At 63.5% G+C, this 23,236-nt stretch carries 25 protein-coding genes; 8 read left to right on the top strand and 17 right to left on the bottom strand.

Going from position 1 to position 23,236, the window contains the following annotated elements; translation table 11 throughout:
* Positions 1 to 135 precede the first annotated feature (135 nt).
* A complete protein-coding gene (locus FJ954_RS02640) occupies positions 136 to 1,140 on the top strand; it encodes a cytochrome d ubiquinol oxidase subunit II (RefSeq protein WP_140660324.1) in 1,005 nt (334 codons plus the stop codon).
* 69 nt (positions 1,141 to 1,209) lie between these two features.
* Here FJ954_RS02640 and msrA read toward each other — a convergent pair whose 3' ends face one another.
* The 4 genes from msrA to FJ954_RS02620 all read right to left on the bottom strand — a co-directional run bounded on the left by msrA (position 1,210) and on the right by FJ954_RS02620 (position 4,518).
* A complete protein-coding gene (msrA, locus tag FJ954_RS02635) occupies positions 1,210 to 1,935 on the bottom strand; it encodes a peptide-methionine (S)-S-oxide reductase MsrA (RefSeq protein ID WP_015314746.1) in 726 nt (241 codons plus the stop codon).
* 223 nt (positions 1,936 to 2,158) lie between these two features.
* Positions 2,159 to 2,434: a hypothetical protein gene (locus tag FJ954_RS02630; protein WP_140660323.1), complete on the bottom strand. Its 276-nt coding sequence runs from the start codon at positions 2,432 to 2,434 to the stop codon at positions 2,159 to 2,161.
* A 117-nt stretch (positions 2,435 to 2,551) separates the two neighbouring features.
* Positions 2,552 to 3,256, bottom strand: coding sequence for a DUF1223 domain-containing protein (locus FJ954_RS02625; RefSeq protein WP_140660322.1), 705 nt, complete (start codon positions 3,254 to 3,256; stop codon positions 2,552 to 2,554).
* A 179-nt stretch (positions 3,257 to 3,435) separates the two neighbouring features.
* Positions 3,436 to 4,518, bottom strand: a complete 1,083-nt coding sequence (locus FJ954_RS02620; RefSeq protein WP_140660321.1) for a pilus assembly protein TadG-related protein — start codon at positions 4,516 to 4,518, stop codon at positions 3,436 to 3,438.
* Positions 4,519 to 4,725: 207 nt separating this feature from the next.
* Between FJ954_RS02620 and lepA the strand changes: the two genes are divergently transcribed.
* Positions 4,726 to 6,531 carry a translation elongation factor 4 gene (gene lepA, locus FJ954_RS02615; RefSeq protein ID WP_140660320.1) on the top strand — a complete coding sequence of 602 codons (1,806 nt, stop codon included), beginning with the start codon at positions 4,726 to 4,728 and terminating at the stop codon, positions 6,529 to 6,531.
* A 400-nt stretch (positions 6,532 to 6,931) separates the two neighbouring features.
* Here the strand turns inward: lepA and FJ954_RS02605 are convergent, their stop codons facing one another.
* Entirely contained in the window at positions 6,932 to 7,597 is a 666-nt protein-coding gene (locus tag FJ954_RS02605; RefSeq protein ID WP_140660319.1) for a hypothetical protein, read from the bottom strand.
* On the bottom strand, positions 7,569 to 8,474 hold the full coding sequence (locus FJ954_RS02600) for a DNA-processing protein DprA (protein ID WP_140660318.1): 906 nt from the start codon (positions 8,472 to 8,474) through the stop codon (positions 7,569 to 7,571). Before FJ954_RS02600 ends, FJ954_RS02605 begins: the two co-directional genes overlap by 29 nt.
* Before the next feature lie 210 nt (positions 8,475 to 8,684).
* Here FJ954_RS02600 and FJ954_RS02595 point away from each other — a divergent pair, with 210 nt between their 5' ends.
* The gene (locus tag FJ954_RS02595; protein WP_246681006.1) at positions 8,685 to 9,068 is read left to right on the top strand and encodes a hypothetical protein; all 384 of its coding nucleotides are present in this window, start codon (positions 8,685 to 8,687) and stop codon (positions 9,066 to 9,068) included.
* Positions 9,069 to 10,009: 941 nt separating this feature from the next.
* Here the strand turns inward: FJ954_RS02595 and FJ954_RS02590 are convergent.
* From FJ954_RS02590 to FJ954_RS02580, 3 genes are all read right to left on the bottom strand, one after another.
* Positions 10,010 to 11,650, bottom strand: coding sequence for an ABC transporter substrate-binding protein (locus tag FJ954_RS02590; RefSeq protein WP_140660317.1), 1,641 nt, complete (start codon positions 11,648 to 11,650; stop codon positions 10,010 to 10,012).
* Between the two features lie 553 nt (positions 11,651 to 12,203).
* On the bottom strand, positions 12,204 to 12,704 hold the full coding sequence (secB, locus tag FJ954_RS02585) for a protein-export chaperone SecB (RefSeq protein ID WP_015314738.1): 501 nt from the start codon (positions 12,702 to 12,704) through the stop codon (positions 12,204 to 12,206).
* Positions 12,705 to 12,980: 276 nt separating this feature from the next.
* On the bottom strand, positions 12,981 to 13,478 hold the full coding sequence (locus FJ954_RS02580) for an FxsA family protein (RefSeq protein ID WP_140619896.1): 498 nt from the start codon (positions 13,476 to 13,478) through the stop codon (positions 12,981 to 12,983).
* A 200-nt stretch (positions 13,479 to 13,678) separates the two neighbouring features.
* On the opposite strand from FJ954_RS02580, the gene FJ954_RS02575 reads away from it, so the two are divergent.
* Genes FJ954_RS02575 through FJ954_RS02560 form a run of 4 tightly spaced genes read left to right on the top strand, consistent with a single transcriptional unit; the run spans position 13,679 to position 16,400 of the window.
* Positions 13,679 to 14,386, top strand: coding sequence for a Tim44/TimA family putative adaptor protein (locus tag FJ954_RS02575; RefSeq protein WP_015314736.1), 708 nt, complete (start codon positions 13,679 to 13,681; stop codon positions 14,384 to 14,386).
* A gap of 21 nt (positions 14,387 to 14,407) precedes the next feature.
* Positions 14,408 to 15,508 (top strand): murein transglycosylase A, encoded by a 1,101-nt coding sequence (locus FJ954_RS02570; protein WP_140660316.1) that lies wholly within the window; start codon positions 14,408 to 14,410, stop codon positions 15,506 to 15,508.
* A complete protein-coding gene (locus tag FJ954_RS02565; RefSeq protein WP_140660315.1) occupies positions 15,505 to 16,035 on the top strand; it encodes a Smr/MutS family protein in 531 nt (176 codons plus the stop codon). Before FJ954_RS02570 ends, FJ954_RS02565 begins: the two co-directional genes overlap by 4 nt.
* Complete coding sequence (locus FJ954_RS02560; protein WP_140660314.1) at positions 16,032 to 16,400, top strand: helix-turn-helix transcriptional regulator; 369 nt, start codon at positions 16,032 to 16,034, stop codon at positions 16,398 to 16,400. The genes FJ954_RS02565 and FJ954_RS02560 overlap by 4 nt, the downstream gene beginning before the upstream one ends.
* A gap of 46 nt (positions 16,401 to 16,446) precedes the next feature.
* Here FJ954_RS02560 and FJ954_RS02555 read toward each other — a convergent pair whose 3' ends face one another.
* The 4 genes from FJ954_RS02555 to FJ954_RS02540 form a co-directional block, all read right to left on the bottom strand.
* Positions 16,447 to 16,686 carry a hypothetical protein gene (locus FJ954_RS02555; RefSeq protein WP_140660313.1) on the bottom strand — a complete coding sequence of 80 codons (240 nt, stop codon included), beginning with the start codon at positions 16,684 to 16,686 and terminating at the stop codon, positions 16,447 to 16,449.
* 312 nt (positions 16,687 to 16,998) lie between these two features.
* Entirely contained in the window at positions 16,999 to 17,613 is a 615-nt protein-coding gene (locus FJ954_RS02550) for a transglutaminase-like cysteine peptidase (protein ID WP_140619860.1), read from the bottom strand.
* Between the two features lie 159 nt (positions 17,614 to 17,772).
* Positions 17,773 to 19,050, bottom strand: a complete 1,278-nt coding sequence (locus FJ954_RS02545; protein WP_140660312.1) for a polyhydroxyalkanoate depolymerase — start codon at positions 19,048 to 19,050, stop codon at positions 17,773 to 17,775.
* Positions 19,051 to 19,315: 265 nt separating this feature from the next.
* Positions 19,316 to 19,684 (bottom strand): septal ring lytic transglycosylase RlpA family protein, encoded by a 369-nt coding sequence (locus FJ954_RS02540; RefSeq protein ID WP_015314729.1) that lies wholly within the window; start codon positions 19,682 to 19,684, stop codon positions 19,316 to 19,318.
* A 309-nt stretch (positions 19,685 to 19,993) separates the two neighbouring features.
* On the opposite strand from FJ954_RS02540, the gene FJ954_RS31435 reads away from it, so the two are divergent.
* Positions 19,994 to 20,179, top strand: coding sequence for a hypothetical protein (locus tag FJ954_RS31435; RefSeq protein WP_181177732.1), 186 nt, complete (start codon positions 19,994 to 19,996; stop codon positions 20,177 to 20,179).
* Positions 20,180 to 20,230: 51 nt separating this feature from the next.
* Here FJ954_RS31435 and FJ954_RS02530 read toward each other — a convergent pair whose 3' ends face one another.
* From FJ954_RS02530 to tauA, 4 genes are all read right to left on the bottom strand, one after another.
* Entirely contained in the window at positions 20,231 to 20,419 is a 189-nt protein-coding gene (locus FJ954_RS02530) for a hypothetical protein (protein ID WP_015314727.1), read from the bottom strand.
* A gap of 19 nt (positions 20,420 to 20,438) precedes the next feature.
* Positions 20,439 to 21,299 (bottom strand): ABC transporter permease subunit, encoded by an 861-nt coding sequence (locus tag FJ954_RS02525; protein WP_140660310.1) that lies wholly within the window; start codon positions 21,297 to 21,299, stop codon positions 20,439 to 20,441.
* Positions 21,296 to 22,069, bottom strand: a complete 774-nt coding sequence (locus tag FJ954_RS02520; RefSeq protein WP_140660309.1) for a taurine ABC transporter ATP-binding protein — start codon at positions 22,067 to 22,069, stop codon at positions 21,296 to 21,298. The genes FJ954_RS02525 and FJ954_RS02520 overlap by 4 nt, the downstream gene beginning before the upstream one ends.
* Before the next feature lie 111 nt (positions 22,070 to 22,180).
* Positions 22,181 to 23,194, bottom strand: a complete 1,014-nt coding sequence (gene tauA / locus FJ954_RS02515) for a taurine ABC transporter substrate-binding protein (RefSeq protein WP_140660308.1) — start codon at positions 23,192 to 23,194, stop codon at positions 22,181 to 22,183.
* Positions 23,195 to 23,236 lie beyond the last annotated feature (42 nt).

Raw genomic sequence — 23,236 nt, 5'->3', positions numbered from 1 at the left:
CCAACGTTGCATGGATGGCGCCGGCGTTGCGGCCAGCCCGCTTCTCCCCGTCCCTATACGGGGAGAAGTGCCCGGCAGGGCGATGAGGGGCTGCGCTAGCTTCGCAAACCGAAGTCAGGGCCTGAGGAGAGCAAGATGACCTATGACTGGCCGACCCTGCTCCCCCTCATCTTCGCCGGACTGATGGGCCTTGCCATCCTGATCTACGTCATTCTCGACGGCTTCGACCTCGGCATCGGCATCCTCTTCGCCGCCGCCGAGGACACCGAACAGGACACCATGATCGCGGCGATCGGCCCGTTCTGGGATGCCAACGAAACCTGGCTGGTGCTGGCCGTCGGCCTGCTGCTGGTCGCCTTTCCGCTGGCGCATGGCGTCATCCTGACGGCTCTCTACATTCCGGTCTTCGTCCTGCTGGTCGGCCTGATCCTGCGCGGCGTCGCCTTCGATTTCCGCGCCAAGGTGCCGGCGGGGAAGAAACATCGCTGGAACCGTATTTTCTTCCTTGGCTCGCTCATCGCCTCGCTGGCGCAAGGCTATATGCTGGGCGTCTACGTGCTCGGCCTCGATGTCGGGCCAGGCGGCATGGCTTTTGGCGTGCTGGTGGCGTTCTGCCTGGCGGCGGCCTACGCGGCGATGGGCTCCGCCTGGGTGATCTACAAGACCGAAGGCGCGCTGCAGAAGAAGGCGGTGCTCTGGCTGCGCACCGCGCTGGTGCTGACCGCGCTCGGAATGGCCGCCGTGTCGCTGGCGACGCCGTTCGCCAGCCCGCGCATCTTCGCCAAATGGTTCGTCTGGCCCGAGATGCTCTATCTGTCGCCGCTGCCGATCCTGTCGGCGCTGCTGTTTGCCTGGCTGTGGCGGCAGACCTTCCATCTGCCGAGGCCTGACGATCGCCATTCGCTGACACCGTTCCTGACGCTGGCCACCATCTTCGCGCTCGGCTTTGCCGGCCTGGCCTGGTCGTTCTATCCCTATGTGGTGCCCGATCGCCTGACCATCTGGCAGGCGGCGTCGGCGCCCGAAAGCCTGGCGATCATCCTGGCCGGCACCGTGGTGGTGCTGCCGGTCATCATCTTCTATTCGTTCTATGCCTACCGCGTGTTCGGCGGCAAGGCGACGGATCTGACGTATGATTGAGGCGCGATGACAGCGCCTTTCTCCCCGTATAATGACGGGAGAAAGGCCAGAATGGCGCGCCTCGCAATTTCAGTTGCTCGCCGACAGCACCAGCACCGGCTTTTCGCTGTAAAGCGCCGGGAACAGCGTCTTCAAATTCGCCACCTTGGGCAGGTCGTTGTAGACGATGTAGGGATAGGTCGGGTTCAGCGTCAAAAAGTCCTGGTGGTAGGTCTCGGCCGGATAGAAGGTCTTGCCGGTCTCCAGCGTGGTGACGATCGGCTCGCCGAACACTTTGGCCTTGTCGAGCTGCGCGATGTAGCTCTGCGCGATTTTCTTCTGGGCGTCGTTTTCGGCGAAGATCGTCGAGCGGTACTGGGTGCCCGAGTCCGGACCCTGGTAGTTGAGCTGGGTCGGGTTGTGGGCGACCGAGAAATAGACCTGCAGCAGCTGGCCGTAGGTCACCTTGGACGGATCATAGGTGATCTCGACGGACTCTGCGTGGCCGGTGCGGCCGGTGCCGACCGTCTCGTAGACGGCGTCGTCCTTGGCGCCGCCGGTATAGCCCGAGACCGCCTTGCTGACGCCCTTGACGTGCTGGAACACGCCCTGCACGCCCCAGAAGCAGCCGCCGGCGAAGATCGCCTTCTCCGTGCCGGTGGCCGCCTTTTCGTCGATCGCCGGCGGTGGGATCTTCACCGCATCCTCGGCGGAGATGGCTGGCGTCAGCCAGAAAGCAGCGCCCGCGACGGCAAGGGCGAGTGCGGCGAGCGCCCCCCGGACAAAGCCTGTCGAACGTTTGTTGATAGTGGTCATGGTTGCACTCCTCATGGCTTCCATTTGGGATCAGTCTATTGGATCAGCTACGGTGGCGCGATGCTGAGTTGCGGCGGAGGCTCACATTCGCGTGCGCCTCCGGACTTTCTGTTTCGACCCCGTTGCCGAAGCAAAACCGCTTCAAGCCTTTCCCGGGGCTGCTCCAGCAACTGTCCCCGGCTGGACAGGGAGCCCGCCAGGGACAGAAGGCCACGCACCAATCTCAATTGGCGGTGGCATCCGTTGCCGGCTTCATCGCATCGGTCGCCGGTTTCATCGCATCCGTGGCAGGCTTCATGGCGTTGGTCGCCATCGGGTCGGCCGGCTTCATCGCGTCGGTTGCCGGCTTCATGGCGTCCGCGGCCGGCGCCATGGCGTTGGCGGCGGGCTTCATTGCATTGATGGCATCGTCGGCGCGGGCGATGCCGCCGGCAAACAGCGCCGTGGAGCACAAAGCGAGGGCGAGAGCCGGCAGCGTCAAGCGGGAGAAAGTGGTCATGGTCGGTTCCTTGGGTTTACGGGTTGATGGCACGCCGGTTTGGGCGGCCGGGCTCTTGCACCGCTGCTCATGCGGCGGTGCAAATCTCTGTTTGGCAAATCTCTGCTCGAACGCGATCTAGTTGGCGGCGGCGGCCAGGATCGGTCCGCCGCCGGGCGACTGCACCAGCACGGCGGTGCTGAGGCCGCCCGAGGCCGCCGGCAGATCGAGCGTCTTGGCGTCGCCGCTCCAGCTGCCGAGTTTTGTCAGCGCATGCACGACATTGGCATGCGGCAAGGTGCGGCCGGTGTTCTCGCCGCGCCCCACGGGCACCTCGACGACACCCTTGGTGTAGCGCACCAGCCAGACATCGGCATGGCCGCCCGGAGCGGCGCCGGCGCCGATCGCGACCTTGCCGCCCTCGAGCGCCAGCGACGGACCGCCGGTCTTGGCCGTGGCCGCGATCAGATGTTCGATCTCGCCGGGTGCGGCGCCGACGACGTCGGCATGGCCGTTGACCACCACTTGCGGCGTGAATGGCCCGTCATGGCCGAGCGGCGGCTCATAGGACACCTGGCGCTGCGTGAATTCCTGCTTGCCGAACGTGTCCTTCCAGCCGAGGTAATCCCAGTAGGTGACGTTGAACGACAGCGCCAGCACGCCGGGCCGGTCCTTGACCTTGATGAGGTTGGCGTTGGCCGGCGGGCAGGACGAGCAGCCCTGGCTGGTGAATAGCTCGACCACGGTGAGCGGCTGGGCGAGGGCGTTGGCAAGCGATCCGGCGAGCGCCAGCGCGGCGAGGCCGGACAGTGCGAAAAACCTGCTTGATAGGACTGGCGACATCGGCTTGCTCCGTGGGGACGACGCCACGATGCGCCGCTCATGTCCCCACTTCGCCGCCACCGACCGCTTCGTTACAGCGCTCACCGGTTTGTGATTGAAGAGCGCTCTGCCCTGCGGGCCTCAGAGATTGGCGAACACGGTCGCCGCATCCAATCCCCCCGTGGGGGAGATCGTCCACGTCACTGCGTCAGTGCCGTCTCCGAGGGCCGCTTGTTGTAGTCGCATTTGCCGGTGACGTTGTAGAAGAAGTCGGCGTTGGCGGCCGGCGCCGGGACCGAGTTACCGCCGTCTTCCCAGGCCTGGTAGCTTGTCGCGCCGCAAGGCACGATGCTGAAGATATCGATGATCTGGCCGCTCGCGGTCTCAGTATAGTCAACCTTGTTGGTCTGCGGATTCATGACGCCGTTATAGAGCCGGTCCGAGGTGGCCGTATCATTCGTCTTAAGATACTGCGGATTACCTGATGGCACATACATCTGCAGAGAGAGGTTACCCATCTGGCTGACGTCGATGGATGCGCCTGTGCCATTGGCGGGGTACATCGTGTCGACACAGTAATATTTCGTGAGAAACTTGTCGGTCTGGATCACCGCACCAGCGGGCGTGTTGGCGTCGACGAGCTTGCAGACCTGCTTCTGAGCCACCGTGGTGACGGTCTTGCCGGTTGAATCGGTGGTAAGGACGCTGGTGGTAGTGGTGCCATAGCCCTTCGGGTCCCCGGTCTTGCCATAGACATAGTCGATCGTCATCAGCGGCTTGGCCGTCGTTGCCCCGAATTGCATGCCGTAGAGCGTCATCGTCTTGTTCCAGTAACCCGACACGCCGGTGACCTTGAAGGTGGCATTCACCAGCGCCGGCGGCTTGCTGACCGCCGAGGCGACGGCGATCGGTACGGTGTTGATCCTGGCAATCGACATGAAAACCGTCGGCATGGCGAAGCTTGCCGTGGCCTGCGCCGTGGTGGCGGTGGTGGCGGTGCCGGCCACGAAGCTGGTCAGCGTCGCGGTGCCTTGTCCACCGTTGGCTGCAAAGGAATCCTGCAGCAGCGTCTGGCGCTGCGCCAGCGTCGACGTGGTGTCCATGGTGGTGATCGTCAGGATCGCGGCATCCAGCGCCTGCTGCTGGTTGGATTTGGTCTGGACCGCGCCGGTATAGTCGACCGAGAAGCCGATCACCGCGATCAACGGCATCAGGCTCACCAGGAAGAGCGGCATCATCGACCCGCTGCGGGAGCGGGCAAAGCCGCGCAAAATCCTGAACATTTCAAACCCCCGACAGACATTAGCGAGCGTGCAATTACCACGAGCCGGCGAACCAAGCTCTAATGTGACCGATCAAAGTTTATGCATTCTTTGCCCGTAGGCCGGGTTTTTCGATTTTTTCGCCGATCTCACCGCTTTGTGAGCGGCAAGGCAGCCCTTGGGCGCCAAGCCTTGCCGCCGCTTGCCGCCCCTGCTAAAGCGCGCGGCATGAGCACGCCCCTCGACCACATCCGGAATTTTTCCATCGTCGCCCATATCGACCATGGCAAATCCACGCTTGCCGACCGCCTGATCCAGTCCACCGGCGGGCTGGAGCTGCGCGACATGAAGGAGCAGGTGCTGGACTCGATGGACATCGAGCGCGAGCGCGGCATCACCATCAAGGCGCAGACCGTGCGGCTGAAATACCGCGCCAACAATGGCGAGGACTATATCCTCAACCTCATCGACACGCCCGGCCATGTCGACTTCGCCTATGAAGTGTCGCGCTCGCTCGCCGCCTGCGAGGGTTCGCTGCTGGTGGTCGACGCTTCGCAAGGCGTCGAGGCGCAGACGCTGGCCAATGTCTACCAGGCCATCGACAACAACCACGAGATCGTCGTGGTGCTGAACAAGGTCGACCTGCCGGCCGCCGAGCCCGAGCGCATCCGCGAGCAGGTCGAGGAGGTGATCGGCATCGACGCCTCCAACGCCGTCCTGATCTCGGCCAAGACCGGCCTCGGCATTCCCGACGTGCTGGAAGCCATCGTCCACCAATTGCCGCCGCCGCGCGAGGGCGATGCCACGGCGCCGCTCAAAGCGATGCTGGTCGACAGCTGGTACGACGCCTATCTCGGCGTCATCGTGCTGGTGCGCGTCATCGACGGCGTGCTGAAGAAGGGCCAGACCATCCGCATGATGGGCACCGGCGCCAAGTACCTGGTCGAGCGCACCGGCGTGTTCACGCCCGCCCGCATCAATGTCGACGAGCTCGGCCCCGGCGAGTTCGGCTTCTTCACCGGCTCAATCAAGGAAGTGGCCGACACCCGCGTCGGCGACACCATCACCGAGGATAAGCGCCAGACCGCGCATGCGCTGCCCGGCTTCAAGCCGGCGCAGCCGGTGGTGTTCTGCGGCCTGTTCCCTGTCGACGCCGCCGATTTCGAGGATCTGCGCGCCGCCGTCGGCAAGCTGCGCCTCAACGACGCTTCCTTCTCTTATGAAATGGAAACCTCCGCCGCGCTCGGCTTCGGCTACCGCTGCGGCTTCCTTGGCCTGCTGCATCTCGAAATCATCCAGGAACGGCTGGAGCGCGAGTTCAACCTCGACCTGATCGCCACCGCGCCCTCGGTCGTCTACCGGCTGCTCCTCAATGACGGCTCGATGAAGGAACTGCACAACCCGGCCGACATGCCCGACGTCGTGAAGATCTCGGCCATCGAGGAGCCGTGGATCCGCGCCACCATATTGACGCCCGACGACTATCTCGGCGGCATATTGAAACTCTGCCAGGACCGGCGCGGCATCCAGGCCGACCTCTCCTATGTCGGCAAACGCGCCATGCTGATCTACGACCTGCCGCTCAACGAAGTCGTCTTCGACTTCTACGACCGGCTGAAGTCGATCTCGAAAGGCTACGCCTCGTTCGACTATCACCTGACCGACTACCGCGAGGGCGACCTGGTGAAGATGTCGATCCTGGTCAACGAGGAGCCGGTCGACGCGCTGTCGATGCTGGTGCACCGCACGGCGGCGGAAAAGCGCGGCCGCCAGATGGTCGAGAAGCTCAAGGAGCTGATCCCGCATCACCTCTTCAAGATCCCGATCCAGGCCGCCATCGGCGGCAAGGTCATCGCCCGCGAAACCATATCGGCGCTCCGCAAGGACGTCACCGCCAAGTGCTATGGCGGCGACGTCTCGCGCAAGCGCAAGCTGCTCGACAAGCAGAAAGAGGGCAAGAAGCGGATGCGCCAGTTCGGCAAGGTGGATATCCCGCAGGAGGCGTTTATCCAGGCGCTGAAGATGGGCGATTGAGAAGCCGGTTGGCGCGCAACGCGCGCCAAGCCATCGATCCAGTGAATCGATGGCAGGCTTCGAAAGCGGGGGAGCTGCGGAGGCAGCGGGCCCCCCGCCAGCGCGGCGGTGCGGTGGAGGCTATGCGCCCACAGTGCATGTCAGGAGTTCTCGGTGTCCCGGCCGTCCGGCACTTTCGCTACGCCTTTTAGCGGACCTTCCGTGGACTTGCGTTCCATGAATTGGCCGGTTCGCTCGTCGCGCTTTTGCCAGTCGTCCGTTCTTGTGCTGAAACTGCGTTCTGCCGGTTACCGAACCCCTGCGATAGTCGTCACCTCTGTTCTTTGCCATATCCGCCACATTCGAACAGAAAGTGAACATAGCGCGATTCGTCTTCTAGCGGTCTTTGCCTCTTGCAACGTCACTCATCAAAACCAGCCAAAATTTCAAAGTCAAACATTGGGCCATCGTCGTGAACGGTCCGGGCGAGGAACACGCCAGAAACGGCAGACCCAGGATATTGGTTCGAGAGCACGCGCTTTGCGGCTTTGAAGGAAGCACCACGAGTCAAAACATCATCGAAAACGACAAAATTGTATCTGCCTACCGGCAGGAGCGAGAAATCGGTGACCCAATTGTCGATTAGCACTTCTGGAGTGGGTCGCGCGTCAGAGTCATGTGCGGCAACTCGTTGAGCTAACTGGCTGAGCAACTCCACGATCTGAATTCGATTGCTATAAGCGCGATGCAGCAGACGGAGCAAACGATCATCATACTCCGGATTACCCACGGGACAACTTCCCGGAATAGGCACCCATATGGCCTTTGTAGCTTCCGACACGGGCATTGCGGAAGATAGCTGTCGAGCCCAATAATCAATTGCGCTGCCCTTATGCTTATAGCGATATGGAGCTTGCAGTCGAATACTCGGCTTCATTTTAAAGCTAATTATTCGATTATTGGTCTCGCTGTGACTATAGCCTTTTCTTGCAGTGAACTCGCCGATGAATGAACAATCATCGTTCTCATCGAGAAATCGATGCTGGCTCCTTGTCAGATTATCTATCTTGGTAAATCGAACTGACATTTGCGAAAATATCTTCGATATCAGAGACTCTTATAGCACCCAATTCTTCAAATCGATGCGGCCAAGTAATATCGTTTCGTAAGAAGCAGCTTTCAAGGATAAAGAGAGGGCGGCCTTGCTCAAGGGCGGCTTTGGCCTGAATCAAGGTTCCGGAGGTTTCGCCAGCCTCAACGATCACAGTCGCGTCAGTCAACGCGCTCATAGTAACGTTTCGCTCTGGAAAAAAGGTTCGGGTTTTTGAGAGAGGCATTGTTCGATATGCGACTACTGGAACCTGAGAAATAAGCAGATGCTCCCGGGCTATCTGATGTTGAAGATCAGCATTTTCTTTTGGGTAGGCGGACGAAATAGGGGTCCCAGCTACCGCTATTGTAGGAGACTTCAGATTGATCGCGGTTTGATGGACAGCAGTATCGATTCCTTTTGCAAGCCCTGATACCGGAATTATTTTGTGGGCAATGAGCGCCTCGACAATTCGGCGAGCCCTTGAAATTCCGTCGGAGCTTGGATTCCTGGTACCTACCACCGCTATAGAGGGGCGTTCAGATAGTGCCCAAAATCCTTGATAATACAGCAATTCGACTGGATGTTTGGCCACCCGTATTTTCTTAGGATACTCGCCAGCACCATGAATGCGAACACCGTAAGGGGTAGGACCGAAACTTCGTATTCGCTCGTCTGCCAGGTCCGCATATTTCAGCGCATCACGAGTTGGAACAAAGTCTGACGGTATTGAGTAAGGCGACGTGTCGAATTTTTCTGAAATGGACTTAAATGTCGCGCCCTGCTCAAGCCAAAGGGCTTCATATGCACCCATTTCGACCCATGGAGAAATGGGCTCTAAGGATCCAAAATCAAATTGTGCGACGGCGCTCATGGTATCGTATCTAGTACCTTTGTTCAGACATTCGTTAGGAATCTCGTCAAGGCTACTTTTTGGAACAAAACAGGAACATACACAGGCTATTTTAAATAGCAAGCAATAACAGCCCGTTACGCTTATCTCAAAACAGGCCACGCTTGAGATAACTAGGGGACAACTCGGAATAGAAAGCTCAAACAGAGGCATTGGTGTCCCCGCCTCCCGTTGCGATTGACCCTCCTCGCCCTGACGGATCCTCCCGCCTCCGAGGAGACCTCACATGCGCTCACCTCAGACACCATCGTCTCTCTCGGCCTCGCCATCGGCGGCATCTTCGGCCTTGCCGGCACCTTTGTCGCCAGCGATGCGCTGCGCGAAACGCTATGGGCGATCGACGGCGTGGCGCTCGTCATGGCGACGGCCTTGCCCACCATGAAATACCGGCGGCTGGGCAATGATTGCGTCGTGGCAGGGTTCCTGACCTTCCTCGCCGGCGAAAGCCTGCTTCTGTTCGGCAATGCGGCGGGACTACAGGCCAGCGTGCCCTGCCGGCGGCAGGCTATCCCTTCCTGGTGGCGACCTTCGCCGGCTGGATCTGGACTTTGCTAAGGGGTTCTCGGCACGCCTAGCGGCTCGGCTCCAGGCGCCGGCGCCGCCCCTCACCTGCCTGCCGGCATCCTCTCCCCGTATAGGGACGGGGAGAGGGGCGCTGTCATTGACACTTTCGCCAATCGCCATCGTTGCAAGAAAAGCGCCGGCGTTGCGGCCAGCTACTCTCGCCCCGTTTACGGGGAGTTGAGAAGTGGTCGCGCAGCGGACGAAAAGCCAATTGCTTGGGTTTTCGAACGACGAACGTCCGGCAGGACAGTGAGGGGCGGCGCCGACCTCGGCAATAGTAACGGTCCCCCCGAACCACGGCCGCCGTATTGACATCAGCTCCACACATGCGTCATTGGAGGCGGGCAATTGGGGGACTATCCGTGAAAAAGATCTATGCGAAGCCGACGCTGAGCAAGCGCGAGAGGCTTTCGGCCGTGACGGCTGTCGCGTGTCCAGTGTCGGTCTGCCCGCGCTAGAACGTTCCCGGGAAAGGGCAGGCCTGCTGCCGCCCATCGCTCTCCCGCGACAAATCCCACGGCAGGGTTGGTACGAATTCATACCAAGCATCCGCCTCGGTTGATCGCGCGGCGCGGGGCCGGTACACAAATCGGGCGGCGGACCTTTGTAAGGTCGCTAGTGGCCGGCGCGGGGCTCAGGCAATTGTCTCACCGGCATGCGCGCCGGCCATCTTCCCTGAATGATTTGAGTGTGGGCCAAAGGCGCTCCGCCCCGCCGGAATTCCCGGTGCTGACCTTCGCAGGTTGGTACCTTCCTCCGCCCGCGACAGGAAAGTCAGCGCCGACCTGCGATAGGCGCACGCTGGACTAGCCGCTATCCCCAAATCCCGACTCGATTTTGACTTTGCGGACGCCGTCCCCCACTCCGTCGCTGCTTCGCAGCGCCACCTCTTCCCTCCTCCGGAGGGAGAGGAACCACGACTGGCCAAAACCTCAACTTTCAATCCAAACCTTCTCAAAGTGCTGCTCCAGCGCCTGGTGCTGTTCGCAGCCTTCGATGCCCTTGCGGTAGGTCCGGTAGACCGAGCGCCAGTAGGGCTGGATGATGATGCCTGAATCGCGCAAATTCTGCTCGATCTTGGCCATAATCTCCTTGCGGGCCTTGGGGTCGGGCATGGCGAGCGCCTTGTCGAGCAGTTCGTCGAACTCCTTCGAGGCGTAGGCACTCTCGTTCCAGGCGGCGCCCGATTTATATGCCAGCGCCAGCACCTGGACGCCGAGCGGGCGGCCGAGCCATTCGGTGCAGGAATAGGGGAACTTGCTCCAGTCGTTCCAGAAGGTGGCGGCGGGCAGCACGGTGCGCTTGATCTTGAGGCCCGCCTCGCGCATCTGCGCGGCGATGGCGTCGCCGGTGCTCTTCTGCCATTCGACATCGACCGAGATCAGGTCGTATTCATGGTCCGCCTTGCCGCTCTCGGCGAGCAGCTTCTTGGCTGCCTCGACATCGCGCTTGGCCGGACCGATATCGGCATATTCGGGGTGCATCGGGCCGACATGGTGGTTGTCGGCGGGCTTGCCGCGGCCATCGAGGCCGAGCTTCAGCACGGCGGAATTGTCCACCGCGAGCTGTGCGGCGCGGCGTACCTTGACGTCGTCATAGGGCGCGTTGGCGACATTGAAGCGGGCGACGATGGTCGAGCCGGTGGCGATCTCGGAGTTCTTCAGCCCCATCTTGTCGGTCTGCGAGACGGCGTCGGAGGCGGTCTCGTGATCGGTGTCGATCTCGCCGGATTCGAAGGCCGACAGCATGGCGTTAGGGTCGGAGCCGTAGTCGATCCACTGGATGCCATCGAGGTAGAACTCGCCCTTCCACCAGGGCTTGTCCCTGCGCTTGACCTCCGCGGCCGTCTCGGCGTCCCATTTCACCAGCTCGCACGGCCCGGTGGTGATCGCGAGCGCCTTCATCGGGTCGCCGTCGCCCTCATAGGAGCGGTGCATGATCAACGCGGGATAATCGGCCATGCCGGCGATCAGCGAGATGTCCGGCTTCGGCAGGTTGAGCTTGATGGTGTAGTCGTCGACCTTCTCGATGCCGCCATCGACCACCTTCTTGGTGTCGGCATTGACCAGCGCGCCCATGCGCGCGGCGACCGAATTGCCGGCAACGCCGGCTTCGCACCAGCGGGTGAGATTGTGGACGACGTCGTCGGCGTTGAAGGCGTCGCCGTTCGACCAGGTGACGCCCTTGCGCACATGCAGCGTCAGCGTTTTGGCGTCGTCGCTCATCTCCCACTTTTCGAGCAGCCAGGGCTCGAAGGAGAAATCGGTGTTCCAGCGCACCAGATATTCGTTGCAGTGGCGCGCGATATTGGACATTTCGACGCCGTCGAAGGTGCGCGGGTCCTTGAATCCCTTGACGTTCATGGCGACGCGCAGCGTGCCGCCCTTCTTCGGCTCGGCGGCGCGGGCGGGCGTCGGGGCGATGCCGCCCAGCGCAAAAGCGCCGGCGGCGCTGACGCCGAGGCCGGCCATCAGCGCCAGATATTCGCGGCGGCTGATGCCGCCCGTCCTGAAATCGTCGGCGACAGGTTTGGCGCGCGGGTGAAGTTTGCGGTCGGTCAGCATGAATTTCATCGTCGTTCCCTCTTTTGTTGGTGCATGCCCAAAATTGCCCAGCGGTTTTGGGACGACGGCCTGCACGGAAACAGGCTCGCCCCGGCGGACAAGCCGACGCGGCGCGGCTGCGACCGCCGGGGCGCCATTGCCTGAGAGGGAATGATAGGGCTGGGTGACGCGGCGGAATGTTCTGGAATCCGCAGGACTTGTGCGATGCTCCGCAGGGGTGGACGGACCTGGGCGCACCACCTCTTGTCTGCTAGCCATCTCCCCCGCAGGGGATCGGTCGGATTGCGAGCAAGAGCGATGCGTTTGCCTGCGGCTTCGCGTTTCACCAGCGGCTTCCCCCACTCCGTCTCGGCTTCGCCGAGCCACCTCTCCCCCCTCCGGAGGGAGAGGAAGGAACGCGCTTGGCGAGGTCGCGCCTTTCCTCTACCCCGTCGATCGGGGGAGAGGTGTCGAGCGAAGCTCGACGGAGTGGGGGTCGACCCATGGCGCGATCGGTCAATCCACCAGAACAAAAAACCCGGCGCGAGGCCGGGTTTTTCAAGCGATGCCTGTCAGCCGAGGATCAGCTCACCTGGGTCTTGGAGGACGCGGCCTGGTCTTCGGCCAGCTTCTGCTGGAACATCTGCGCGAAGTCGATCGGGTCCAGCATCAGCGGCGGGAAGCCGCCATTGCGTGTCGCCTCGGCGATGATCTGGCGGGCGAAGGGGAACAGCAGGCGCGGGCATTCGATGAACAGGATCGGCAGCATGTGCTCCTGCGGGAAACCCGAAATGGCGAAGACGCCGCCATAGACCAGCTCGACGTTGAACAGCACTTCCTGGTCGAACGAGGCCTTGGCGTTCAGCGTCAGATTGACGTCGAACTGCTTGTCGGAGAGCGGGTTGGCGTTGACGTTGACGTTGATGGCGATGCCGGGCGCCTTGTCGCGGCCGCGCAGCGAGTTGGGCGCGCCGGGGCTTTCGAAGGACAGGTCCTTCACATACTGGGCCAGCACGTTGAGCGACGGCTGTGCCGCGTTGCCGTTGCCATTGGCGCCGACCGGCGCGTCATCATTGCTGGCCATGAGCCACTATCCTTTTCCCCTGGGCAGTCTCGCTCACCGAATTGAATCGGGGCTGACCGAATGAAATCGGGCGTTCGCTACCATGGCCGGCATGACAAGACAAGGTTTGCCGCCGTGTGACCGGAGCGGACCCAGACTGCATCGAGATTCAGGTCAGGCCGAGGCGAAAAGGGTGGTTTCCGAGAACCGGAGCGGAGCGTACTTGAAGTACGTGAGCACCGGAAGCGCAGGAAGCCGCCCTTTGCAGACCGGCATCACCTGAATATCGATGCAGTCTCAATCGTCCTTCAGCCGCCGCCACGGCGAATTGTGGTCGGGGCCGCGCTTGAGGTCGTCCTCGCGCGAATAGTCGCCGTCGTCGAGGTCGATGACCTTGTCGCGCTGCCGGCGGAAGCCGCCGGTGGAGAAATTGCTGGCCACGACGATGCGGCCCTTCAGCCTGCTCCAGGCAAGGTCGCGCACCGGCGGCAGGAACAGGAGCAGGCCGACAATGTCCGTGATGAAACCGGGAATGATCAGCAGCACCGCCGCGACCACGATCATGGCGCCGTGGGCGAGCTGGCCGCTGGGGTCGCGGCCGGCGGCCATCTCGGCGCGGATGCGGCTCATGACGCCGAAACCCTGGTGGCGCAGCAAAAGCACGCCGGCGAAGCTCGAGGCCAGCACCAGTCCGACCGTCGCCAGCGCGCCGACCTCACGGCCGACGACGACGAAACCGGCGATTTCCAGCAGCGGAAGCGCGAGGAGAAAGAGGGGAAGCAGCGAAATGCGCAAGTCTTTACCGATCATTCGATTGTTTTGTCCCGCTGGCGGCCAATCGCCGCTGGCACGGAGGCTGTTAGATAGGTATGCCTGCCTTTGATTTGAATGATTGCGCCTTGCGTTCTATATGCTTTGAATGGTGAACGCTATGCGACCGCGGCCTGCTGGGCTGGACGGTCCGGCCTAGAGGCAGGGATTGATTGGCGGAAAATATGGGCTTCTTCGACTTCGGCACGATTTTCTTCCTGATCGCGGCGGTGGTGATCTTCTTCCAGCTGCGCAACGTGCTGGGCCGCCGGACCGGTAGCGAGCGGCCGCCCTTCGACCCCTACACGGCGGCGCGCACCGACAAGGACGCCACGCAGAAGCCCGAGAATGTCGTTTCGCTGCCGCGCAAGCGGGCGCCCGGCGAGCCGGCGCCGGCCGACGCCTACACGGCCATCGACGCCTTCGCCAAGCCCGACACCGATCTCAACAAGGGCCTGCGCGCGATCAAGGACAATGACCCGTCCTTCGATCCCAAGGGGTTCGTCGACGGCGCCAAGATGGCTTACGAAATGATCGTCATGGCCTATGCCGACGGCGACCGCAAAACGCTGAAGAACCTTCTGTCGCGTGAGGTCTATGACGGCTTCGTCGCCGCGATCGGCGAGCGCGAGGCCAAGTCGGAAAAGATCCAGTCCTCCTTCGTCGGCATCGACAAGGCCGACATCGTCTCGGCCGAGATGAAGGGCGGCGAGGCGCATGTGACGCTGCGCATCATCAGCGAGCTGATCTCGGCGACGCGCGACCAGGCCGGTACGGTCATCGACGGCGATCCCGAGACGGTGGCCGAGGTCAAGGATGTCTGGACCTTCGCCCGCGACACACGCTCGCGCGATCCGAACTGGAAGCTCGTCGCCACCGAAGAAGAAGACTGAGTCCGGCAAAGGCAGGCTCCGGTGTCGCTGTCGCCTCTCCTTGTTGAAAGGTCCTTCGGCGACCTGCCCGGCTGGGGCGACGACGACCATCTGCCGGCTTTCGCCGCCTTTGCCCGGTCCGCCTTCCATGTGCCGGTAAAACCCTATCGCAGCGGCGCGCTGGGCGTCGACTTCGGCGCCTTCGCCGAGGCCTATGCGCAGGCCCGCGAAGCCCCCGCCGCCAGTTCGTCCGAAGCGCGCGCCTTCTTCGAGCGCCATTTTGTCCCCATGCTGGTCCGGCCCGAAACTGGCGCCGGCCTCGTCACCGGTTTCTACGAACCGCAAGTCGAGGCCTCGCCGGTGCGGACGGAGCGTTTCCGCGTGCCGCTCTTGTCGCGGCCGGCCGATCTCGTCGATGTCGACGACGCCAACCGGCCCGCCGGGATGGATTCTTACCTCGCCTTCGCGCGCCGGACCGCCGACGGCCTGGCCGAATATCCCGACCGTGGCGCGATCGAGCGTGGCGTGCTCGCCGGCCAGGGGCTGGAGATTGCCTGGCTGGCCGACAAGGTCGATGCCTTCTTCATCCATGTCCAAGGCGCGGGCCGGCTTGCCATGACGGACGGGCGGCTTTGCCGCGTCACCTACGCCGCCAAGTCAGGCCAGCGCTTTACGGGGCCCGGCAAAATCCTGGGCGGGCTCGGCGAAATCCCGCTGGCCGACGTGACGATGCAGTCGATCCGCGCCTGGTTCAAGACGCATCCTGGGCGGGTCGACGAGATCCTGTGGCAGAACCGCTCCTACATCTTCTTCCGCGAGGCTGCAGTGGATGATGCCGCGCTTGGCCCGATCGCGGCCGCCAAGGTGCCGCTGACGCCGGGCCGCTCGATGGCCGTCGACCGGCTGCTGCACACATTCGGCACGCCTTTTTACATCGACGCGCCGACGCTCACCGCCTTCGACAAAAACCCGTTCCGGCGGCTGATGATCGCGCAGGACACCGGCTCGGCCATAACAGGGCCGGCGCGTGGGGACCTGTTCGCCGGCTCGGGCGATGCCGCCGGCGAGATCGCCGGCGTGGTGCGCGACGCCGCCGATTTTTATGCGCTGGTGCCGCGAGCGCTGGCCGGGGGCGCGAGATGAGCAAGCGCGGCGATAAACTCAGCGACGACGACCGGGTGCTGTGGAACCTGGTGGCGCGCACCGCCAAGCCGCTCAAGGGCCGCGCCGCGGTCGACATTCCGGACATGGCCGTCGATGCCAGGCCGGCGCCGGCGCAGCCGGTCCAGCCCGCCGCCAACGCGACGGCTGTTGCAAAACCGAAAATCCAGCATGTCACGCACCGGCTCGACGAGCCGACGCTGGACAAGCTGCAAAAAGGCCGGCTGCCGATCGAGGGCCGCGTCGACCTGCACGGCATGACGCAGGACGAGGCCTATTCGCTGCTGTTCTCGTTCCTGCACCGGGCGCATGCCGGCGGCGTCCGCTATGTGCTGGTCATCACCGGCAAGGGGTCTTCCTCGGGCGGCGATGGCATCTTGCGGCGCGCCGTCCCGGCCTGGCTGTCGACACCGGCGTTCCGGCCGCTGGTCTCCAGCCACGACCATGCCGCCCGCAACCATGGCGGCTCGGGCGCGCTTTATATCAGGCTGCGGCGGGCGCGCTCATGACGCCGTTCGGCGAGCGGCTGCGGGCGCTGCGGGCCGAGCGCGGCGTCCGCCAGAAGGACATGGCGGCGGCGATCGGCGTCAGCGCCGCCTATCTCTCGGCGCTGGAGCACGGCCGGCGCGGCGCGCCGACCTGGACGCTGATCCAGAAGATCATCGGTTATTTCAACATCATCTGGGACGATGCCGAGGAGCTGGCGCGGCTGGCCGAAACCTCGCATCCGCGGGTGAAACTCGATACGTCAGGCCTGTCCCCCGCCGCCACCGAACTTGCCAATCTTCTGGCCGAAACCATCGAGAAACTCGACGAGGCCGAGCTTCTGCGCATCACCGCGTCGATCCGCGCCGCATTGGGCCGGCGATCGTAGAAGACAGTGCCCGCCGGCGAGCAGCCAGCGGGCAGCCGTGGTGCGATCAATTCTTGCCGGCCGTGCTGCCGCCATTGCCGCCGCGACCATGGTCGCCATGGCCCTGGCCGCCATTGCCACCGCCCAGGCAGTCCGACGCGCCGGCCTCGCCGCAACAGCGGCCGGCCCACAAATCGTTGAGGTTGCTGTTGGCGCAGCTTGGAATGGTCTGTCCGGCCAGAGCTGATCCGGTGAGCGCCGAAACGGCGGCGACGGCGAGAAGCGTGTTGCGCAGAAAAGCAGTCATTTGAAGTCTCCATGATTTGGTTTCTATCGTTCACGGCTATGTGTCGCCGGGCGAACGGAAATGGTTCACGGAGGGATGCGGAAATTTTCTGGAGGCCCCCAAGGGAGCCGTGGGTCAAGGCAGTGCGGCAATGGCAGAAGCCCCATAGATTGCGGAACCTCCACGGTTCATCATCCACGGGCAGAGCGGGAGCGAAGCGGACGCGCAGCCCCGAGGATCCATGCCGCGATCTGCGAGCTTCGCAACGTGCAGAATGTAACGGTATGGCAGCGCCGGGGTGGCGCCGCCTCAGGCAGGTGCCCCGCTATGGCCCTACTGCACCGAGCCGACCAGAACCTGCTGGCCGCCGCGGATCGAGACCCAGCGGCCGGTGTTGTCGATCGCCTGGCGCTTGAGGAAGCGGTAGCCGGTCTGGTCCCAGGACTTGACCTTGTCGGTCAAATTGTCCAGCACATAGTCGCCGCCGTCGGTGCGCACCGTCAGCACGGCGTGGCCTTCACCATCGGGCTTGCGGACCACGGTTATCAGGAGATCGGCGAGCGACATGCCCATGCGGGACAGCTGGCGCCGCTTCTCCAGCACATAGTCCTCGCAGTCGCCGACGCCCTTGTCCGGATAGGCCCAGACCTCGTCCTTGCCGTAGATGTCCATGTCGCTCATCGGCTTGACGGCGGCGTTGACCCTGGCGGTGACGTTGACCAGCTTGCGCATCAACCCGTCGGTCAGCACCGCCGGCGCGAGATTGGCCGGGCGGATCGAACATTCGCCCGGACGCTGCTTGCAGAAATCGTAGTGGCCGATCGGCTGCGAGGTGAGGCCCCCGGTCGCCATGGCGCCCGAAGCCCAGGCCGGTGCCATCCAGCCCCCCGTTAACGCCAGCCCTGCTGCCGCGCATACGCGCAGCCTTCGCATGGTTGAGGAATTCATTGTCCCCGCTCGCCCTGTTGTTAACGAAACGTTAAGGGCGATTTACACTCCGTGTCAATTACGACATCGGCCTGATTTGCAGCATGGTTACCCGCGGGGAGGCAGAGCGGCACTTGTGCAACAAAATCGGACCCGCGTCCGGTTCCGTTTCAAAACCGCCTACCGCTTGGCGGTGCGGACCAGCTTCGGCTTCACCGCGACGCGGTTCTGGCGGCCATAGCTGGTGATGAAGTCGACGATGCGCGGCACGATCTCGGAGCGGAAGCGCGAGCCGTTGAAGACGCCGTAATGGCCGACTGCCGGCTGCATGTAGTGGGCCTTCTTGTCGGCGGGAATGTTGACGCACAAATCCTGCGCCGCCTTGGTCTGGCCAAGACCCGAAATGTCGTCGTTCTCGCCCTCGACCGTGAACAGGGCAACGTTGCGTATGACGGACGGATCGATCCTGGTGCCGCGATGCGTCATCTCGCCCTTGGGCAGCGCATGGCGCACGAAGACCGTGTCCACCGTCTGCAGATAAAACTCCGCCGTCAGATCCATCACCGCCAGATATTCGTCATAGAAGTCGCGGTGTTTTTCGGCATTGTCGCCATCGTGCTTCACAAGGTTCATGAAGAATTCCTTGTGGGCGATGATGTGGCGGTCGAGGTTCATGCTCATGAAGCCCGAAAGCTGCAGGAAACCGGGATAGACCTCGCGGCCGAAGCCCGGCACTGGCCAGGGCGCGCGCATGACGACGTTGTCGCGGAACCAGTCGATGCCCTTTTCCTCGGCCAGCAGATTGACGGCGGTCGGGTTGCGGCGGGTGTCGATCGGCCCGCCCATCAGGGTCATCGTCGAAGGCACGAAGGGATCGCCCTTCGCCTCCATCAGCGCCACCGCCGCAAGCACCGGCACGGAAGGCTGGCACACGGCCATCACATGCGTGTCCGGACCCAGCGTGTGCAGCATGTCGATGACGTAGTCGATATAGTCGTCGAGATCGAAGCTGCCATCGGCCAGCGGCACCATGCGGGCGTCGACCCAGTCGGTGATATGGACATCGGCATAGGGCAGCATCGCCTCGACCGTGCCGCGCAGCAGCGTGGCATAATGGCCCGACATCGGCGCCACGATCAAAAGCTTCGGGTCGGCCTTGCGCCCGGGGGGAACGGCGCGCTCGAACCGGACGAGATTGCAGAACGGCTTCGACCAGACGGTCTTCTCGGTGACCGCGACGCTCTTCCAGTCGACCACCGTCTTGGCCAGGCCGAATCGCGGCTTGCCGTAGCGGCGCGTGGTGCGCTCGAACAGTTCGGCGCCGGCCGCGATCGAACGGCCCCAGGGCGTATGCGAAACGGGGTTGAGCGGGTTGGAGTAGAACAACCGGACCGCGTCGGCATAGAGCCGCGCCGGCTGCAGGGCCGCGTGGTTCATTTCGTAGAGCTGGTAGAACATACGTTACCCCGCGACCGAAGGGACGACGATCAGCGCCGAGCCCTAGATGTCTCGCGGGGAAGTTAACAACTAATTGCTGCGATGCAATACGTCACATGGCGTGACCAATGCTTCTTTCGCCGAAAGCCTTGAAAACCCGGCACGGCCGGCCCAGCCGGCTCAATGTGCAGTGCCGAAATGTGTAGGATATGTGTCAGGCTTTCGCGGCGACCTGACCATGATGGTCCTGCGGTCGGGAAGGGATCATGGTCAGGAGACGATCAGATCAGACGCGCGCCATGCAGACGGAGGTCTGCCCGGAGCCGATGAAGCCGAGCTGGCCGGCGGCGCCTTTCGACAGGTCGAGCACCCGGCCCTTGATGAAGGGACCGCGATCGTTGATGCGCACGACGACGCTGCGGCCGTTGTTCTTGTTGGTGACCCGCAATTTGGTGCCGAAAGGCAGCGTGCGGTGGGCGGCGGTCATCGCCGAGGGGTTCATACGCTCGCCCGATGCGGTCCTCGAGTGCAGCGCGTACCAGGAAGCGCGGCCACACTGGCCGGCGGCGGCGGTTGCCGAAGTGGCGGAGGCGCCGACCATCAGGCCAGCAGCGATCGTTACCGCGACAAGCGCGGTCTGTTTCGTGGTCTTCATATTTGGGGGATGGCTCCGTTTTTGACAGACCCAAGCCGTTAGGTGGGAAATAAGGCAGGAAATGCGGCAGTGATCTGGCGGTTCCATGGCAAGATCACACGTTTGGAGTCAGGGGGTAACAGTTTGTCAGGGATTTTCGGACCAGATTTCATCAGTTATCGATGATGTTCGTGCCGATATCCGAGATCCGTTTGACAAGATCCGGGATTAATCTCCAAGTAGAAACCGCTGGGATCGAGCCACTTCCTTTGGCTCTTTCATCGCGGCTGTGGCGCCGCTCTCGATCGACTGGGAAAGCGAGATCCGACAATGAGACTGACCAAAAATCTGCTGGCGTTGATTGTGCTGGCGATCGGTGCGTTGTGGTCGCTGCAAGGGATCGGCGTGGTCGGCGGCAGCTTCATGACCGGCCAATCGCAATGGCTCTATATCGGACTTTCCGCCATGCTGGTCGGCCTGGCCGGCCTGGTATGGGCGAACCGTGGGCATGGTTGATTTTCGAGCAAGCGCGCCCGCTGCTGAGCGCGCCGCCCGTGGCGACTGCGTTCACTGCGACCAGTACTGCCAGGCCCAGTAAAAACTCTCGTCGCGAGGTGGCAGGCGATCGCGCCCGGCGCGGAGATGGACCGGCGCCGGCGAGCGCGGGCTGTCGTCACTTGCCGCGTTCTCGTCGGACGCAAGGCCGAGCAGCCAGGCGCCGACATGGGCAAACAACACGGCGGTGGAATGGGTCATCGTCATTCTCCTTTTCCGATCATTCCCGCCCCGCCCATGGGACCAGCACGCGCTCGATGCGGCGGATGGTGAATTCGAGCACGAAGGCGATGGCGGCGATCACCAATATCCCCATGATCACCACGTCGGTGACGAGGAACTGGGCCGCCGACTGGATCATGAAGCCAAGCCCGCGCGTTGCCGCCACCAGCTCGGCCGCGACCAGTGTCGACCAGCCGGCGCCGAGCGCGATGCGCAGGCCGGTCAGGATCGAGGGCAGGGCGCTGGGCAGGATCACGTGGCGGACCACTTGGCGTCGAGTCGCACCAAGCGAACGCGCGGCGTTGACGCGCTCCCGCGAGACGCCGCGGACGCCCGAGGCGGTCGACAGCGCGACCGGCGCTAGCATGGCGATGGCGATCACCAGGATCTTCGACGGCTCGCCGATGCCGAACCAGATGATGACCAGCGGCAGGTAGGCCAGCGGCGGGATCGGCCGCAGGAATTCGAGCAGCGGATCGAAGATGCCGCGCCCCACCGTGCTGATGCCTATGGCGAGCCCCACCGGCACGCCGACCAGGATGGCGGCGACCAGCGCGGCAAAGACGCGGCCCAGACTGGCGACGACATGCTGCGGCAGCGTCGCGTCGACGAAGCCGTCGCTGATAACCACGATGAACTTGTTCCACACGGCAAGCGGCGAGGGCAGGAACACCGGCGACACCAGTTGCAGGCGGGCCGACAGTGTCCAGAGCGCGAGCACCGCCAGGATGGTGGCGGCGCTGACCATGCGGGCCGAAACGCCCGTCCGTTTCGCCCGTGGCCTCGACCAGGGCACCGACAGGCCGTCGGTTTCGTCTGTCCTTGAACCGGGCCGTTCGGTGTAGGAGGAAATTGTCATGCCGCCTCTCCCTCGAAGATCGCGTCGGTCAGTTCGCCGCGCGCCGCCGCGAAGGCCGGATCGGCCTTGATGGCGCGAATGGGCTCGCCTGCCGCGTAACGCCTGGAGAAGCTCGGCTCGAAGGTTCGCACCACGCGGCCCGGGCCGGGCGCCAGCACGACGATGCGGGTGGCGAGCACCAGCGCCTCCTCGATGCCGTGCGTCACCATCAGCACGCCGGCATGGCTTGCCGTCCAAAGGTCGAGCAGCGTCGTCTGCATGCGCTCGCGCGTCAGCGCGTCGAGCGCGCCGAGCGGCTCGTCGAGCAGCAGGAATTCGGGTTCGGCGGCGAGCGCCCGGGCAAGGCCGACACGCTGGCGCATGCCGCCGGACAGCTCCCAGATGCGTTTGTCGCCGGCTTCAGCGAGCTTGACCAGCGCCAACAGTTCATCGGCGCGGCGCGCCCGTTCGGCTGGCCTCGCTCCGCGCAGCCTGAGCGCGAAGGCGACGTTCTCGCGCGCCGTGAGCCACGGAAACAGCGCATCGTTCTGGAACACCACGGCCCGGTCCGAACCGGGCCCGGTGATCGGCTTGCCATTGACCGTGGCACTGCCGCGCGCCGGTATGACCAGGCCGGCGGCGACGTTGAGCAGCGAGGTCTTGCCGCAGCCGGAGCGGCCGACAAGGACGACGAAATCGTTCTTGGCAACGCCGATCGACACGTGCTCGACGGCGGGTGCCGGCTGGCCGTCATAGTGGATGGAGATCTTGTCGAGCACGAGATGCGGCATGGGCCCTCGCCGATTGGAAGAATATCCGCCGGCCCCAAAACCGCGCCTCGTCTGCGGCTTCGAGACAGGCAACACGCGGCGTCAGGGAAGGAGAGCCGCGTGTGCGAGGCGTCAGTTCGAGGCCAGCGCCTCGGTGACGTATTTCGAAGTGACGTATTTCGAATAGTCCGGCAGCACCGCGTCGACCTTGCCTTGCTCCTTGAGGAAGGCGGATGCCGCCGCGATCGCACTGACCGTACCGCCGCCGAGGAACTTCCCGGATGCCTGCTCTTCCAGGGTGGGGAAGACATAACCCTTGAGCAGCTCCGGCACCTCTTCCAGCTTGGCGCCGGTGAGCTTGGCGATCGCGACGGCCTGCGACGACGACACCGACCAGGCGTCGGGCTTGGCGAGATAGTCCGCATAGGCGGTGCCCGTCACCTTGACGAAGTCGCGCACGGCTTCCGGGTTCTTCTCGGCGAAGTCGGTGCGCACGATCCAGGCGTCGAAGGTTGGCGCGCCCCAGGCGGCGACCTGCGAGGAATCCAGCACCACCTTGCCGGATGTCTTGATCTGGCCCAGCGCTGGGTCCCAGACATAGGCGGCGTCGATGTCGCCGCGCGCGAAGGCGGCGGCGATTTCCGGCGGCCGCAGGTTGAGGATCTGGACCGATTTCGGATCGACATTCTCGTGCTTGAGCGCGGCAAGCAGGCTGTAATGCGTCGTCGACACGAACGGCACGGCGACCTTCTTGCCGGCGAGGTCTGCGACCTTCTCGATGCCGGCGCCGTTGCGGGCGACCAGCGCCTCGGATTGCCCGATCAGGCCGACGACGAAAATGGTCTGGATCGGCAGTTCGCGGCTGGCGGCGGCCGCCAGCGGGCTCGAGCCGACATAGCCGATATCGACCGAGCCAGAGGCGACCGCGGCGATGACATCGGCGCCGGAATCGAATTTGCGCCAGTCGATGCTGGCCTTGGTCGCCTTTTCATAGGCGCCGTCGGCCTGCGGCACTTTCGAGGGTTCGACCACCGTCTGGTAGCCGATGGTGATCTTCAGGTCTTCGGCGACCGCCGGGCTGAGGAAGGCGGCGCCGGCGAGGGCGGCCGACGACAGAAGGAGAATGCGTCGCGAAATGGTGGGCATCAAAGGGCTCCATGAAAAGGGAAAACCGGATTGCATGTCCAT

The organism is Mesorhizobium sp. B2-3-15 (genome assembly GCF_006442875.1).
GTDB classification, from domain to species: Bacteria; Pseudomonadota; Alphaproteobacteria; order Rhizobiales; family Rhizobiaceae; genus Mesorhizobium; species Mesorhizobium australicum.
The sequence above is the reverse complement of the archived record's forward strand: the minus strand, read 5'-3'. Positions and strand labels throughout refer to the sequence as shown.

Coding starts and splice junctions, on each gene's coding strand:
- secB (WP_015314738.1), bottom strand. CDS start 12,704: ATGGCCAGCAATGATGACGCGCCGGTCGGCGCCAATGGCAACGGCAAC.
- FJ954_RS02525 (WP_140660310.1), bottom strand. CDS start 21,299: ATGACAATTTCCTCCTACACCGAACGGCCCGGTTCAAGGACAGACGAA.
- FJ954_RS02605 (WP_140660319.1), bottom strand. CDS start 7,597: ATGTCAGTTCGATTTACCAAGATAGATAATCTGACAAGGAGCCAGCAT.
- msrA (WP_015314746.1), bottom strand. CDS start 1,935: ATGACCACTATCAACAAACGTTCGACAGGCTTTGTCCGGGGGGCGCTC.
- FJ954_RS02625 (WP_140660322.1), bottom strand. CDS start 3,256: ATGTCGCCAGTCCTATCAAGCAGGTTTTTCGCACTGTCCGGCCTCGCC.
- FJ954_RS02640 (WP_140660324.1), top strand. CDS start 136: ATGACCTATGACTGGCCGACCCTGCTCCCCCTCATCTTCGCCGGACTG.
- FJ954_RS31435 (WP_181177732.1), top strand. CDS start 19,994: ATGAGACTGACCAAAAATCTGCTGGCGTTGATTGTGCTGGCGATCGGT.
- FJ954_RS02590 (WP_140660317.1), bottom strand. CDS start 11,650: ATGAAATTCATGCTGACCGACCGCAAACTTCACCCGCGCGCCAAACCT.
- FJ954_RS02620 (WP_140660321.1), bottom strand. CDS start 4,518: ATGTTCAGGATTTTGCGCGGCTTTGCCCGCTCCCGCAGCGGGTCGATG.
- lepA (WP_140660320.1), top strand. CDS start 4,726: ATGAGCACGCCCCTCGACCACATCCGGAATTTTTCCATCGTCGCCCAT.
- FJ954_RS02575 (WP_015314736.1), top strand. CDS start 13,679: ATGGGCTTCTTCGACTTCGGCACGATTTTCTTCCTGATCGCGGCGGTG.
- FJ954_RS02630 (WP_140660323.1), bottom strand. CDS start 2,434: ATGACCACTTTCTCCCGCTTGACGCTGCCGGCTCTCGCCCTCGCTTTG.
- FJ954_RS02540 (WP_015314729.1), bottom strand. CDS start 19,684: ATGAAGACCACGAAACAGACCGCGCTTGTCGCGGTAACGATCGCTGCT.
- FJ954_RS02565 (WP_140660315.1), top strand. CDS start 15,505: ATGAGCAAGCGCGGCGATAAACTCAGCGACGACGACCGGGTGCTGTGG.
- FJ954_RS02520 (WP_140660309.1), bottom strand. CDS start 22,069: ATGCCGCATCTCGTGCTCGACAAGATCTCCATCCACTATGACGGCCAG.
- FJ954_RS02560 (WP_140660314.1), top strand. CDS start 16,032: ATGACGCCGTTCGGCGAGCGGCTGCGGGCGCTGCGGGCCGAGCGCGGC.
- FJ954_RS02545 (WP_140660312.1), bottom strand. CDS start 19,050: ATGTTCTACCAGCTCTACGAAATGAACCACGCGGCCCTGCAGCCGGCG.
- FJ954_RS02550 (WP_140619860.1), bottom strand. CDS start 17,613: ATGAATTCCTCAACCATGCGAAGGCTGCGCGTATGCGCGGCAGCAGGG.
- FJ954_RS02600 (WP_140660318.1), bottom strand. CDS start 8,474: ATGAGCGCCGTCGCACAATTTGATTTTGGATCCTTAGAGCCCATTTCT.
- FJ954_RS02530 (WP_015314727.1), bottom strand. CDS start 20,419: ATGACCCATTCCACCGCCGTGTTGTTTGCCCATGTCGGCGCCTGGCTG.
- FJ954_RS02555 (WP_140660313.1), bottom strand. CDS start 16,686: ATGACTGCTTTTCTGCGCAACACGCTTCTCGCCGTCGCCGCCGTTTCG.
- tauA (WP_140660308.1), bottom strand. CDS start 23,194: ATGCCCACCATTTCGCGACGCATTCTCCTTCTGTCGTCGGCCGCCCTC.